General features: G+C 59.9%; 16 protein-coding genes. 9 read left to right on the forward strand and 7 right to left on the reverse strand.

Translation table 11 applies throughout. The annotated features are described in order from the left end of the window. Positions 1-28: 28 nt before the first annotated feature. The 5 genes from boxB to ACZ1HA_RS19305 all read left to right on the forward strand — a co-directional run bounded on the left by boxB (position 29) and on the right by ACZ1HA_RS19305 (position 4,501). Complete coding sequence (gene boxB, locus ACZ1HA_RS19285; RefSeq protein WP_472715046.1) at positions 29-1,480, forward strand: benzoyl-CoA 2,3-epoxidase subunit BoxB; 1,452 nt, start codon at positions 29-31, stop codon at positions 1,478-1,480. Positions 1,481-1,565: 85 nt separating this feature from the next. Then, positions 1,566-1,709 carry a hypothetical protein gene (locus tag ACZ1HA_RS19290; protein WP_375229087.1) on the forward strand — a complete coding sequence of 48 codons (144 nt, stop codon included), beginning with the start codon at positions 1,566-1,568 and terminating at the stop codon, positions 1,707-1,709. After that, a complete protein-coding gene (gene boxA / locus ACZ1HA_RS19295) occupies positions 1,706-2,902 on the forward strand; it encodes a benzoyl-CoA 2,3-epoxidase subunit BoxA (protein WP_472715047.1) in 1,197 nt (398 codons plus the stop codon). The genes ACZ1HA_RS19290 and boxA overlap by 4 nt, the downstream gene beginning before the upstream one ends. Further along, a complete protein-coding gene (locus tag ACZ1HA_RS19300; protein WP_472715048.1) occupies positions 2,886-3,827 on the forward strand; it encodes a helix-turn-helix transcriptional regulator in 942 nt (313 codons plus the stop codon). The genes boxA and ACZ1HA_RS19300 overlap by 17 nt, the downstream gene beginning before the upstream one ends. Continuing rightward, complete coding sequence (locus tag ACZ1HA_RS19305; RefSeq protein ID WP_472715049.1) at positions 3,824-4,501, forward strand: 3-hydroxyacyl-CoA dehydrogenase family protein; 678 nt, start codon at positions 3,824-3,826, stop codon at positions 4,499-4,501. The genes ACZ1HA_RS19300 and ACZ1HA_RS19305 overlap by 4 nt, the downstream gene beginning before the upstream one ends. Here the strand turns inward: ACZ1HA_RS19305 and ACZ1HA_RS19310 are convergent. Together ACZ1HA_RS19310 and ACZ1HA_RS19315 are read right to left on the reverse strand one after the other, a co-directional pair. Next, a complete protein-coding gene (locus ACZ1HA_RS19310; protein WP_472715050.1) occupies positions 4,488-4,976 on the reverse strand; it encodes a DUF2165 domain-containing protein in 489 nt (162 codons plus the stop codon). The two genes, ACZ1HA_RS19305 and ACZ1HA_RS19310, sit on opposite strands and share 14 nt — an antisense overlap. Positions 4,977-5,057: 81 nt before the next feature. Continuing rightward, a complete protein-coding gene (locus tag ACZ1HA_RS19315) occupies positions 5,058-6,716 on the reverse strand; it encodes an ABC transporter substrate-binding protein (protein ID WP_436398198.1) in 1,659 nt (552 codons plus the stop codon). A 619-nt stretch (positions 6,717-7,335) separates the two neighbouring features. On the opposite strand from ACZ1HA_RS19315, the gene ACZ1HA_RS19320 reads away from it, so the two are divergent. Beyond that, positions 7,336-7,725, forward strand: a complete 390-nt coding sequence (locus ACZ1HA_RS19320) for a RidA family protein (RefSeq protein ID WP_472715051.1) — start codon at positions 7,336-7,338, stop codon at positions 7,723-7,725. 13 nt (positions 7,726-7,738) lie between these two features. Here ACZ1HA_RS19320 and ACZ1HA_RS19325 read toward each other — a convergent pair whose 3' ends face one another. Then, positions 7,739-7,984, reverse strand: a complete 246-nt coding sequence (locus ACZ1HA_RS19325; RefSeq protein WP_472715052.1) for a hypothetical protein — start codon at positions 7,982-7,984, stop codon at positions 7,739-7,741. 294 nt (positions 7,985-8,278) lie between these two features. On the opposite strand from ACZ1HA_RS19325, the gene ACZ1HA_RS19330 reads away from it, so the two are divergent. From ACZ1HA_RS19330 to ACZ1HA_RS19340, 3 genes are read left to right on the forward strand one after another with little or no spacing between them, the layout of a single operon-like run. After that, entirely contained in the window at positions 8,279-8,731 is a 453-nt protein-coding gene (locus ACZ1HA_RS19330) for a MarR family winged helix-turn-helix transcriptional regulator (protein ID WP_472715053.1), read from the forward strand. A gap of 26 nt (positions 8,732-8,757) precedes the next feature. Next, positions 8,758-9,192 (forward strand): EamA family transporter, encoded by a 435-nt coding sequence (locus ACZ1HA_RS19335; protein ID WP_472715054.1) that lies wholly within the window; start codon positions 8,758-8,760, stop codon positions 9,190-9,192. Continuing rightward, positions 9,125-9,631: an EamA family transporter gene (locus ACZ1HA_RS19340; protein ID WP_472715055.1), complete on the forward strand. Its 507-nt coding sequence runs from the start codon at positions 9,125-9,127 to the stop codon at positions 9,629-9,631. The genes ACZ1HA_RS19335 and ACZ1HA_RS19340 overlap by 68 nt, the downstream gene beginning before the upstream one ends. On the opposite strand, the gene ACZ1HA_RS19345 is transcribed toward ACZ1HA_RS19340, so the two are convergent. The 4 genes from ACZ1HA_RS19345 to rplS all read right to left on the reverse strand — a co-directional run bounded on the left by ACZ1HA_RS19345 (position 9,615) and on the right by rplS (position 12,235). Continuing rightward, positions 9,615-10,424, reverse strand: coding sequence for a division plane positioning ATPase MipZ (locus tag ACZ1HA_RS19345; protein WP_375229077.1), 810 nt, complete (start codon positions 10,422-10,424; stop codon positions 9,615-9,617). The two genes, ACZ1HA_RS19340 and ACZ1HA_RS19345, sit on opposite strands and share 17 nt — an antisense overlap. A gap of 209 nt (positions 10,425-10,633) precedes the next feature. Beyond that, positions 10,634-11,311 (reverse strand): VPLPA-CTERM sorting domain-containing protein, encoded by a 678-nt coding sequence (locus tag ACZ1HA_RS19350; protein WP_472715056.1) that lies wholly within the window; start codon positions 11,309-11,311, stop codon positions 10,634-10,636. Between the two features lie 307 nt (positions 11,312-11,618). Further along, a complete protein-coding gene (gene rpmE / locus ACZ1HA_RS19355) occupies positions 11,619-11,840 on the reverse strand; it encodes a 50S ribosomal protein L31 (protein ID WP_472715057.1) in 222 nt (73 codons plus the stop codon). Between the two features lie 11 nt (positions 11,841-11,851). Then, positions 11,852-12,235 carry a 50S ribosomal protein L19 gene (gene rplS, locus ACZ1HA_RS19360; protein WP_375229075.1) on the reverse strand — a complete coding sequence of 128 codons (384 nt, stop codon included), beginning with the start codon at positions 12,233-12,235 and terminating at the stop codon, positions 11,852-11,854. Positions 12,236-12,309 lie beyond the last annotated feature (74 nt).

A 12,309-nucleotide genomic window follows, 5' to 3' on the forward strand; every position in this document is an offset into this window, starting at 1 on the left:
CACGGATGCAAGACAACGGGAGAGCTGAATGACAAATCTGATCGACGTAAGCTATGACAGCCGGATACCCAACAACGTGGGCCTCAGTTCTGACCGCAAGGTGCTGAAAGCGCTGGAAAAATGGCACCCCGGCTATATTAACTGGTGGAATGATCTAATCCCGCAGAACTTTCAGGAAAGCATGGTGTACCTGCGGACGGCCGTTTCCGTTGACCCCAAAGGCTGGGCTAAGTTCGACTATGTGAAAATGCCAAACTACCGCTGGGGTATTCTGCTGGCGCCCGCGGTGGAGGACCGGAAAATCCCGATGGGTGAGCATTGCGGTGAACCGGCCTGGCAGGAAGTGCCGGGCGAATACCGCAATATGCTGAAACGTCTGATCGTCATCCAGGGCGATACCGAGCCGGGCTCTGTTGAACAGCAGAGATTTCTGGGGCTGACGGCGCCTTCGCTCTACGACATGCGCAATCTGTTCCAGGTGAACGTTGAAGAAGGACGGCATCTCTGGGCCATGGTGTATCTGTTGCAGAAGTACTTTGGGCGTGACGGGCGCGAAGAGGCAGATGATATGCTGGTGCGGTCGTCGGGGTCGGATGAAGCACCAAGGATGCTGGGCGCGTTTAACGAGGAAACACCCGACTGGCTGTCCTTTTTCATGTTCACCTATTTCACCGACCGTGACGGTAAGATGCAGTTGGAAAGCCTGGCGCAATCCGGGTTCGACCCGCTCAGCCGGACCTGCCGGTTTATGCTGACCGAAGAAGCGCACCACATGTTTGTGGGCGAAACGGGCGTGGGCCGGACCATTCAGGCAACGCTTGAGGCGATGAACGCCAACGGTATTTCCGACCCCTTTGACATCAACCGCGTCCGCGATCTCGGCGTGATTGACCTGCCGACGATCCAGAAAAAGCTGAACCTGCATTATACGCTCAGCCTTGATCTCTTTGGTCAGGAGGTCTCGACCAACGCGGCCAATGCCTTCAATGCCGGGATCAAGGGGCGGTATATGGAGCTGCGCATCGACGATGACCACCGGCTGCAGAATGACACCTATCCGGTGACATCGGTGGTGGATGGCCGCATCGTGACCGAGGATGTTCCCGCGCTGACAGCGATTAACATGCGCCTTCGGGACGACTATGTGCGTGATGCCGCTGGTGGCGTCGGGCGCTGGAACAAGGCTATTGCGCGCTCAGGTATCGACTTTGAGCTGAAGCTGCCCCACGAGGGCTTCCATCGCCAGATCGGCGTTTTTTCCACCGTGTCGGTTGACCCCGATGGTCAGATCCTGTCGGCCGAAGAATGGCAGAAACGCTGCCACGAATGGCTGCCGACCAAAGACGACGGGGACTTTATCCAGTCGTTGATGGTGCCCTGCTACGAGCCCGGACAATACGCCTCGTGGATCGCGCCACCTAAGGTTGGGATCGACAACAAGCCCGGCGATTTCGAGTACGTAAAGCTCCACATGGCTTGATCTGGATCAACGCATCACCGGCGCGGGCCAGAAATACTGGCCTGCGTCACGTCAGTGACCCTGAACAAAAGGAGGAAACGGACCCATGCAGACCCGGACACCCGCAAAAAATGCGACACCGGCACCCAACTGCCTTGGCTGTGACGGATGCAAAGGCATGTGCCGCGATATCTTTGATCTCTTCTCGCTGCCGGAAGTGATCCTGCGCAGGTCCGCCGCCGTTCCATGAACCAACCCGTCAAGCAACACCTGATTGACCCTGAAATCTGCATCCGCTGCTACACCTGCGAGATGACGTGCCCGATCGGCGCGATTGAACATGACGACAACAATGTTGTTGTCGATCCTGACAAGTGCAACTTCTGCATGGATTGTATTCCGGTCTGCCCGACCGGCTCTATTGATGAGTGGCGGGTCGTTGACACACCGTATTCCCTTGAGCAGCAATATGACTTTGACGAGCTGCCGGAACAGGAAGACATCGCGGCACCCGACGATACGCCAGGTGGTGATGACGAGGCCTCCGAGCTGGCCATCGCGGACCTGCTGGCAGAGGCGCACAGCGGTGCAGGTGGCAAAGCGACCGCCCCGCGGTCAGCTGCAAAGCCAACCGTAAACATGTACACCCTTACAGCGCCTGCCATGATGCGTGTTCAGGGCAATTATCGCCTGACGGATCCGGGAGGGGACAATGATGTCCGCCACATCATCCTTGATCACAGCAGTCTGCCGTTTCCCGTATTGGAGGGGCAGAGTATCGGGATCGTACCGCCCGGTCAGGACGCAAACGGCAAACCCCACCTGCCGCGGCTCTACTCCGTCTCCAGCCCTCGTGACGGCGAACGTCCGGGCTACGGGAATATTTCCCTGACGGTAAAACGTGAGGCTGAAGGCGTCTGCTCCAACTATGTCTGCGATCTGACCAAGGGTGACGAAGTGGCCGTGACAGGCCCGTTCGGCTCGACCTTTCTGATGCCTGGTGATCCGGAAATGCACCTGCTGATGATCTGCACGGGCACGGGGTCTGCGCCGTTTCGCGGCTTCACAATGCGGCGGCAGCGCGAAACACCGGACGCCGGGAACAGTCTGACCCTGTTTTTTGGCGCCCGCAGCGCGCAGGAGTTACCCTATTTCGGACCATTGCAGAAAGTGCCGGACGCTTTCCTGCACAAGTCCTTTGCTTTCAGCCGCCCAGAGACGGGAGAGGGGCAGTATGTCCAGGACAGAATGCGCGCTGAAGCCGGCCGGATCGCGGAGCTGCTCGGCTCTGACAAAACGTGCATTTACATCTGCGGCCGCCGCGATATGGAAGACGGTGTGAATGCAGCGCTGAGTGATATCGCGGACAGCGCGGGCCTTGCGTGGTCCGGGCTGCGGGACAGGATGCGGGAGGACGGCAGGTACCATGTCGAAACCTACTGATCCGCTTGCACGCGGCACTGTGGTTCCGTTGCCGGGCGTCGCAGGGCAGCAACCGGTAGATAACGCAACACGACTGCTGGCGCGCGTTGCTGCGCGCGTGCGGGAGTTGCGAAAGAGCCTTCGGATGCCCCGTCGAGTTCTGTCTGAGATTTCCGGCGTTTCGCCCCGGTACCTGGCACAGCTAGAGGCCGGAGAGGGCAACATTTCAATCGCGCTGCTGCAGCGCGTTGCGGACGCGCTGGGTGTGACCGCTGAAAGTCTGCTGGCGGGCGAGGACGCGCCGGCTGCGGATCTGCAGGACCTGATTACCCTCTACCGCCAGGCGCCTGAAGCTGTACGGCACGAAGTACGGCGGTTGCTGTCCACCGGGAACCCCGGTGCCATGCGCCGCGGGCGGATCTGTCTTGTGGGCCTGCGTGGTGCCGGAAAGACGACCCTGGGCAGGCTGGCGGCCGAAACGCTTTCGATGCCGTTTGTGGAACTGACGACTGAGATCGAGACTGCCACGGGCATGCCTATGTCCGAAATCCTCGCGCTCTACGGGCAGGAAGGGTATCGGCGGCTTGAGATGGAAGCGGTATTGCGGGCGCTGGAACAGCACGACCGGATGATCCTCGCTGTCGCTGGTGGTGTTGTGGCCGAAGAACAGACCTATGCGCTGTTGCTGGAGCGTTTTCATACGGTCTGGCTGCGGACATCCCCGGCAGAACACATGCAGCGGGTGCGGGCTCAGGGAGATCTGCGCCCCATGGAGGGGAACCCGGAAGCGATGGCGCAGCTGCGCGCCCTGCTGGACGCGCGCGCGCCGCATTACGAGCGGGCAGAGGCGCAGGTCAATACGTCGAACCGCACTGTTGCCAGCTCACTGAATGACCTGCTCGCAGTCGTTTCATCGAACAATTTCCTGAGCGCGCCGAAATCGTGACAGCCACCGGGCTGACTGACCGCGGCGCAAAGGCTCTGATCCTGGATACCCTGCGCCTTGTGTCCGAAGACCTGCTGTTGCGGCGCACAAACCCATGGGAGCTGGACGAGGCGATGATGTCCTTCGGCTTTTCCGTAGGCTTTTGCGAAGCGCAGGATCAGGAGGGTCTGGCGGTTGCCTCGGCCCGACGCGACTGTTTCCCGGACAATGGTATCCGGCTTACGGTGTCGATACTGGACCGCATGCTGTCTGAGGGCCGTTTGGGACGGAGCGCTGGCGTTGGCTGGTATAGGTATCCCGGCGGTGGCGGTCTCGTCGTTGACCCTCTGGTCGAGGATCTGCTGCGCGAAGAGGCGCGGTTTGCGGGCGTTTGCCGCAGCGAACTGGAACCGCAGGATCTGGTGCAGCATCTGACCGCCGGAATGATCAATGTGCTCGCGCATCGCACAGATATTCAGGCCCTCGGGACGCGCCGGCGCCTGAATACCGCCTGTGTCGCGGCGATCGGTTATCCGGTTTCCAGGGGTGGATTTTGTGACGCTGTTAACAGCGAAGAGGCATCGGCGCTGTGTCAGGTGCTCACCGGTGCAGAGGCGCCCGGTGGAGGAGCATGGCCGGTTGCGCCTGTTCTCAGACACCTGTCAGGCAGGGGTGCTGGTTTCAGCCAAGGCTGATCAGGATCATGGTGCCCAGACCCCAAAGGGTCATCTGGTAATGCGTATTCTGTGCGCCTTCGTGACAGAACCAGTAGTAAAAGTGGTTTCCCACGACGAGGAAACCGCCCCAGACAGCCGTAAAGGCTGTCGCACCCAGCAGGGCAAGCACCTGCCCGGTTTGCGGTGCCGCCGCACCCGCCAGCCCCATCAGGAGAGCCACGACACCGATCCATAACAAGGCGCAGGCCAGCGCTTCGGCAACGACAACGATCCGGAACGCAAGCCGCTGCAGTTTTCTGTCGGTAACAGCGCGGTGGGCGACGATGGCGAACTGTTCGGGGTATTCTTTCTGCATTCTGGTCATGCTGAGCACTTCGGCCGTGTAGGTTTCGTTCAGCGCTGGATGCAGCAGGTTATCCCGTAATCCCAGAGTGAGCCAGGACGCGATCAGCCCGGTCGCAGTCAAGTGCGCCAGCATCAGTATCGTTTCCATTTCAGCTCCTCTGGTTTGAGTTGCGACGGTGCCATGAAAAAGGGCCGCGCACTGCGCGGCCCTCTGCGTGATCCGGTCGGATCAGGTCCAGGCGATCTGCTCCGGACGGATCTCGAAGGAGATGTGGTGCTCGCCACCAACCAGACCTTCTTTGGTGTGGTTGTAGAGCGAACGCCAGTAAGGCTGGATCGTCACACCTTCGTCCTGAACGATGGCCTGGCCTTTCATCATCAGCGCACGGCGCGCTTCGACATCCGGTGTTGCCAGTGCTTCGGACAGGATGGCGTCGAACTCTTCATTGGCCCAGCCAAATTCGTTCCATGCCTCACCGGAGCGGTATGCAAGCGCCCAGACCTGGACGCCCAGCGGTCGGTGGTTCCAGTTGGTTGAGGAGAACGGATACTTGGACCAGTCGTTCCAGAAGGTTGATCCAGGCAGGATCGTCCGTTTGACGTTGATGCCGGCATCGCGCAGCTGAGCTGCAACAGCGTCGGTGGTGTCCTTGCGCCAGGCATCGTCGATGGAGATGAGCTCGTGCTCGAAGTCGCCCATACCGGCTTCTTCCATCAGAGCCCGTGCCGCAGCCGGGTCAACCTTGCGCTCCGGCAGGCCTGCGTACTCAGGGTGCATCGGGCCGACGTGGTGGTTTTCGGCCACTTCGCCGCGACCGGCATAGCCGAGCTCGAGCAGAACCGCGTTGTCCACAGCCATGGCAAGCGCCTGACGGACGCGTTTGTCCGCATAGGGCTGCACACCGTCAACTTCGGCCAGCTGGTTGGGACGGATCACGATGGTTGCCGCTGTCACAACAGAGTTGTTCTGCCAGCCGTCCAGCGTGTCAAAGATATCGATGAAATCACCCTCGATGGAGTATGTCATATCGATTTCTTCGGCTTCGGCCGCAGCCACGAACGCCGACGGGTCGGTGCCGTAGTCAATGTATTCGACACGGTCCATGTAGGCGCCGTTGCCTTCGTTCCACCAGGTGTGGTTGTCGTTGCGGACGAGCACACCTTTGACACCAACTTCCAGCGATTCAGGCAGGTAAGGGCCCGTGCCGACCGGGTTGCTCAGGGCTGTTTCCGGTGTGTAGGACGCCGGTACAATCGCCGCCGGATAGTCCGCCATGCCAGGGATCAGCGAGATATCGGGTGCCGGCAGGTTCAGGCGAACGGTGTGGCTGTCCACGACTTCGATGGCACCCTCGATTGCCTTTTCAGTGTCCGCGTCGATCAGGGTCGCAAAGCGGCCGGCCATTGAGTTGCCTTCGACGCTCTTGTCACACCAGCCGGTGATGTTGCGCGCAACGTCTTCAGCGGTAAAGTCGCTGCCGTCGTTCCACTTGACGCCTTTGCGGACGTTCAGGGTGTAGACGGTCGCGTCGTCGCTGATTTCCCAGCTTTCCAGCAGTTTGCCGGTGAAGGTACCGTCATTTTCGTAGTGCACGAGGTATTCCAGCCAGCCGCGGCTGAAGTTTGCGATCTGGCTCCAGTCATAGGTGCGCGGATCCTTGAGCGCGCGGACTTCCTGCTGGATGCGGACGGTGCCGCCCATTTTGTGACCGGCCGCATGCGCAGGGGCTGCCATGCCGATCATCGAATAGGCGGTCGCGGCGGTGGCGCCGAACGCGCTGGCCAGGGCCAGGAATTCGCGGCGGTTCACAGCGCTATCGCCGACTTTCGACGCAGACTCCACGATGGACTGCGGCATCGGCTTACCGGTGCGGGTAAAAAACGTCATGTTCTTCCTCTCTGTTGTGCGCAGATGCTTGCTGCGCGGGTGCCGGATATTGTTCCGGTCTGGTGATGCAGTTTTCCTGCTGTTGAGATGCCCCTCCCGGGGGACGCCGTGAGTTTCAAACACTCGGGCGCATGGCGTCAACCCCAACTTCGGGTCGCCCCGCGGCTGTTGATGTGTCTCTGAGACCATTGCGTCAGAAGCGTTCCGGGGTTTCGCATGCTGCCGGAGCGCGGGGTTGCGGAATATGCCCCCGACAGCCACGCCCCCAGGCAGGCCAGTTGCGCGGTTGATGACGCTATTCGGGTGATGTGTGTCGCTCCCGGACCTTGATCAGGCCAGGCCAATCTGCCTGGTCACCGGTCACGCAGCTCTGCTGCGCCCTGGCCATGGTGCCCGATCCGGGTGTACGCGGGAAATCTCATCACTGTCGACCGGCGTGAAAAAAATCAGTTGCCGCCCGCGCAAGCGGTCAATCAATGAAAACATTTCCAGAAACTGCGCCAAGATCATGCGAAAACCGAATCTGGTGCTTGTGTCTGAAGCGCTTCGGGCTGATCAAAGATGCAGAAGTTCCGGAACATCAATTGTCCGTTGCGCGTGACACCACAGGAGAGAGATCGTGAAAGCTCTGCAGCCCGATACTGTTGCCCCGCCCGTGGCCCGCTATTCCCACGGGGTCGAAATTCCTGCGGGCAACCGATGGGTGCGCACCGCAGGGCAGCTGGGGATTGCCCCTGACGGGAGCGTGCCACCGGATGCAGGAAGCCAGGCAGAGATCTGTTTTGGGAACATTGCCGCCATCCTGGCTGAGGCTGATATGCATGCCGGGCACGTTTGCCATGTCACGGCTTACGTCACGGACCGCAGCCACATGGCGGGTTACATGCAGGCACGTGACGCTTTCCTGGCAGGTGTTTCTGTACTGCCCACGTCCACGCTGCTGATCGTGTCGGGGTTTACCCGTCCGGAGTTTGTTGTCGAGGTCGAAGTCTGGGCCACCGCGCGCTGACGCGTGTGGGCGGTTACGTGTCCGGATGGTCACCGCGCAGCAGCCGGCGCAGGCTCCAGATCAGTGTACCGCCAAAGAAGACAACCGCAATAATTACCGCTTCCCAGCCGCCCGGCCCCTGCGGCAGGCCGCGAAACAAAACGGCGGCGAGCGTCAGTGCAAGCCCTGCGGCCGCAAAACAGGTGCGGAACATCAGGTCCCCGCGGGATGGGCCGTACCGCCTTGTAGGGCTTGCAGCTTGTTCGTTGTCAGTGCTCATCGGCCTGCCGGGATCTCAATTATCCTGATCCTCTTTCTTTTTCTTTTTGGCGGCCTGCAGCCAGCGGAAGAGGAAAAACAACGCGACAAAGGCAACGATCCAGAAGAGCAGGTCGGTCATCGCTTCTGACATGTCAGTGTTCCTTCGTGCTGCAAGGCCGGTTTTGGCCTGCCCCATTATCTAGTGGCGCGGCCGCGTTTCACAAGAATTTCCTGTCCGGCCACCGGGATGTGACTTTGCAATGTTCGCGATGGGCCGTAGAAAGTTGTAAGTGCAACAATCGGGAAGACCTCTATGCCGCCGGACAGCGCCTTTGATCTGCAGGCGTTCCTGCCCTATCTGCTGACGCAGGCTGCGGAGCGGAGCAGTCTGGAATTCCAGCAGGTTTACAAGGACCGCTATGGCCTGCTGCGCACGGAATGGCGGGTGCTGTTTCACCTCGGGCTGTACGGATCCATGACCGCGGGGGCCATCGGCACAGCCGCACAGACGCACAAAACCAAGATCAGCCGCGCTGTGCACCGGCTTGCCGACAAGCGGTATCTGACCCGCCGGCGCGACGGGCAGGACAGACGGGTTGAGCATCTCGAACTGACACCACGCGGACGCCGTGTGTTTGACGAACTGCGTGGCATTGCCGCCGAATATGACGACGCCCTGAATGCGCAGCTGTCTCCACAGGAACTTGATGTGTTGCGCCGTGCGCTCAGAAAACTGGGCGGCACTGGCAGGGGCCCCTTTACCTGAGCAGTATTTCCGGTCACCGATGGCGCATGACTGACCAGATCAAAGGCCTTCTGATCACGCTCGCCGGTGTCCTGCTTGTGGTACCGGACGCCCTGTTTGTGCGTCTCATCACGGCAGAGCCCCTGACGATTGCGTTCTGGCGTCTGTTTCTGGCCGGCGGGGCGTCGGCATTGGGGCTGCTGTTGTGGCGGGGCGTGGCGCCGTTCCGTGCTGTGCTGGGCACTGGCATCTATGGTGTGATTTATATGGTCGGGATCGGCGGCAGTGGTGTGCTGTTCGTGCTTGCCGTCAGCCTGACATCAGTTGCCAATGTGGTATTCATCATCGCATCGCTGCCGGTTTTTGCTGCCGTATTCAGCCGCGTATTCCTCGCCGAGCCGATCTCGTCTCAGGATGATACTGACCATCCTCGCCGTTGGTCTGGGGCTGGGCGTCATCGCCGCAGGGTCGGGGGAAACTGAAAACGCCGGGCTGGCCGGTGATCTGCTGGCCCTCTGTGTTGCGGCGCTCTTTGCCGCGGGGCTTACGGCCGCGCGTCACGTCCGGCATGTCTCGATGGTGCCCGGGGCCGCGATGGGTTACGTGCTCGCCGCCCTGCTGATTCTGCCCTTTGCAGAACCCCTTTCGGTCGCATCGGAGGAGGTCCCGCTGGTGCTGGCGCATGGGGCATTCATTCTGGGCAGCTCAGTGTTGCTGGCGATCGGCCCGCGGTTCATCACATCCGCCGAGGTTGGATTGCTGGTGCTGCTCGAAAGTGTGCTGGCACCCCTGCTGGTCTGGGCCGCAGTGAACGAGTACCCGGGAAACCGGACACTTCTGGGCGGCAGCGTCGTCATCACAGCGCTGTTTGTGTCAAACGTCTGGGTGCTGGTCCGCGACAGGCTCAGAAATCGACGGTAACGCCGGGCAGGTTCAGCGCCTTCACCAGGTCCCGCAGTTCCTGACGGGCCGCAACATTCGAAATGTTCAGCTGTTTGACGCCGATGTCCTTGAGGTCCAGCAATGTCAGACCGCGCGGGAAGAGTTCCCGGAAGACAACACGCTCTGAGAAGCCGGGCGCGATGCGGAAACCGATCCGCTTGCTGAGGTTGTTGATCGCCCGTTCCATCTTTTCCTTGTTGACCATGCGTTGTGCGCCCATGCGGTTGCGTACGACAATCCAGTCGATGGGGGTGAGGCCAGCCTGAGCACGCAGCTGCCGGGCGTTCCAGACCATTTCAGAATAGACTGACGGCCCGAGTATTTCTTCGCCGGTGGCATCCGTCCGGGCGAGCAGGTCAAAGTCCACAAAACTGTCGTTGAGCGGCGTGATCAGCGTGTCCGCAAGGCTGTGCGCCACCTGGCTGAGCCGTGTGTGCGACCCGGGACAGTCGATCAGAATGAAATCGTTTGTGGGTTCCAGATCCGCCACCGCCGCAGACAAACGGTGATCATAGATATTCTCACCGGGCTTCAGGGTGGACGGCGGGATTTCGGGCAACTCGTGCACCCGCGCACTTGCAAGCGACAGTCCGGTTTTCTGGAGGAAAGCCGCGCGGTTTTCGGTGTATCGCCCGAATGTGCGCTGCCTCAGATCCAGATCCAGGGCGCTGACCTTGTGGCCCATCCGCGCGAGCGCGGTTGCGACGTGCATGGAGACAGTGGATTTGCCCGCGCCGCCCTTTTCGTTTCCGACGACAATGATATGCGCCATGTACCCGATCCTTTGCCCCGGCTGTCTGGCACAGCCTCTGTTGCGCCGCACTATATGAGCGGTGGCAGACAGATGAAAGATATCGGCCAACTGTGCAACCGCCGAAGTGACTCAAATACAGCACTGTCCGGTAGTAGGTCGATTTCGGGGCACAAAGAAAAAGAGCGGCCCCATGGACCGCTCTTTCATATTCCGGATATGTCGTTCTGTCAGGCGGTCTTCCTGCGGCGCATAAAGCCCAGACCGGCAACACCTGTAACCAGCAGCAGCACACCCGCCGGAAGCGGCACCGGTGTTGTTGTGATGTTGATGTCGTAGAGTGCCGCGGTATTCTCACCCAGACCGTCAATCGAGAACGTGTAAAAACCGCCCTCAGTCCCGGTGAAAAGAACCCGATCTGCATCCGTTACCGACGGCCCGAAAAGGTTGGTCGTGCGGAACGTCTCATCGGTGCCACCCGCACCGGCGAGCGAGAACTTGACACGTTTACCGCCTGTGTTGTTTTCGTTCCCAAGCAGTGCCTGGTTGATCAGACCGGAGGTCTCAACGAAAGACGTGGGTCCGGATTTGCCGGAGTCGAAAACTTCGTAGCCGTCCAGATCGAAGGCAATTTCAAAATCCTTTGCGGCCTTGAACGTAAAGCTGAAGCGGTCAACCGCACCGACAATCCGGCCATAAATGCCGAAGATGTCGCCAGCGCTGAGCGTGCCAAGACTGATCGGACTTGTCGAATCAACGTCAAGATCGGTTGTGCCGACAACGGTCGCACGGTTCTGGCCACTGCCTTCCGTGACCCCGAAGGTAAAGCCGTTTGTCAGTGTCGCAGCAGACGCGCCCGTCGCCATAAGGCCGGCCGCAAAAGCGACTGAGAGAAGTTTTTTTAACATGATAATAATAGTCCCCTGAAAAAAGTATCCCGGTTCGATCTTATCAAAGTTCCGTCTTATTTTAAACAAATTTACTCTGATGTCAGAGCCGGGTCTGGTGAAAATGACCGGATTTTCGGCAGAACCGTTCTGCGGCTGAGGGGAATTTAAACCATGACGGGAAAACTGCCATCGGCGTTTCAGGGCGTGCTGCCAGGAACGCATGCCATTTCAGAATCATCTATGCCTACCGCGCCGGCTCTGGTGCGGTCATGAAAAAAGGCTGCCCAAAGGACAGCCTTTCTGTTTGTCGCGTCTGGCAGGGAAATCAGAAACCCAGACCTGCGTATTTGCTCTTGAACTTGGACACGCGGCCACCGGTGTCCAGCAGGCGGGACGAACCGCCGGTCCATGCAGGGTGCACAGAGGGGTCGATGTCCAGGGCCAGTTGGTCGCCCTCGGCACCCCAGGTGGATTTCATCTGGACAACAGTACCATCGGTCATTTTGACGTCGATGATGTGATAATCGGGATGTGTATCTGCTTTCATCGGTCAGGTCCTTATGCGCTGGCGCCCGAGCGGGGCTTGTAGTTGCTGTTCTCGGCGATACGGGCGGATTTACCGCGGCGGCTGCGCAGATAGTACAGTTTAGCGCGGCGGACACGGCCACGGCGGACAACGGTGATGCTGTCGATGTTTGTGGAGTGCAGGGGGAACACACGTTCCACGCCCTCACCAAAGGAAATCTTGCGCACGGTGAACGAGCCAGCAATGCCGCTGCCGTTGTTGCGCGCGATGCAGACGCCTTCGTAGTTCTGCACACGGGTGCGTGTGCCTTCGGTCACTTTAAAACCGACGCGGACGGTGTCGCCGGCGCGGAAGTCAGGGATGTCTTTCCCCAGAGCGGCAATCTGTTCCGCTTCAAGCTGTGCAATCAGATCCATCTGATCGTCTCCTATACTGCTCGTGGTTGGTCCACGAAGTTTTGCGCGTTTCAGAGCTTCCGGTCTGTGTTCGG

The sequence above is a fragment of the Roseobacter sp. S87 genome (assembly GCF_055693285.1).

Coding starts and splice junctions, on each gene's coding strand:
- ACZ1HA_RS19300 (WP_472715048.1), top strand. CDS start 2,886: ATGTCGAAACCTACTGATCCGCTTGCACGCGGCACTGTGGTTCCGTTG.
- ACZ1HA_RS19345 (WP_375229077.1), bottom strand. CDS start 10,424: ATGGCGCATATCATTGTCGTCGGAAACGAAAAGGGCGGCGCGGGCAAA.
- ACZ1HA_RS19315 (WP_436398198.1), bottom strand. CDS start 6,716: ATGACGTTTTTTACCCGCACCGGTAAGCCGATGCCGCAGTCCATCGTG.
- ACZ1HA_RS19350 (WP_472715056.1), bottom strand. CDS start 11,311: ATGTTAAAAAAACTTCTCTCAGTCGCTTTTGCGGCCGGCCTTATGGCG.
- ACZ1HA_RS19310 (WP_472715050.1), bottom strand. CDS start 4,976: ATGGAAACGATACTGATGCTGGCGCACTTGACTGCGACCGGGCTGATC.
- ACZ1HA_RS19330 (WP_472715053.1), top strand. CDS start 8,279: ATGCCGCCGGACAGCGCCTTTGATCTGCAGGCGTTCCTGCCCTATCTG.
- ACZ1HA_RS19340 (WP_472715055.1), top strand. CDS start 9,125: ATGATACTGACCATCCTCGCCGTTGGTCTGGGGCTGGGCGTCATCGCC.
- ACZ1HA_RS19325 (WP_472715052.1), bottom strand. CDS start 7,984: ATGAGCACTGACAACGAACAAGCTGCAAGCCCTACAAGGCGGTACGGC.
- boxB (WP_472715046.1), top strand. CDS start 29: ATGACAAATCTGATCGACGTAAGCTATGACAGCCGGATACCCAACAAC.
- ACZ1HA_RS19290 (WP_375229087.1), top strand. CDS start 1,566: ATGCAGACCCGGACACCCGCAAAAAATGCGACACCGGCACCCAACTGC.
- boxA (WP_472715047.1), top strand. CDS start 1,706: ATGAACCAACCCGTCAAGCAACACCTGATTGACCCTGAAATCTGCATC.
- rpmE (WP_472715057.1), bottom strand. CDS start 11,840: ATGAAAGCAGATACACATCCCGATTATCACATCATCGACGTCAAAATG.
- rplS (WP_375229075.1), bottom strand. CDS start 12,235: ATGGATCTGATTGCACAGCTTGAAGCGGAACAGATTGCCGCTCTGGGG.
- ACZ1HA_RS19335 (WP_472715054.1), top strand. CDS start 8,758: ATGACTGACCAGATCAAAGGCCTTCTGATCACGCTCGCCGGTGTCCTG.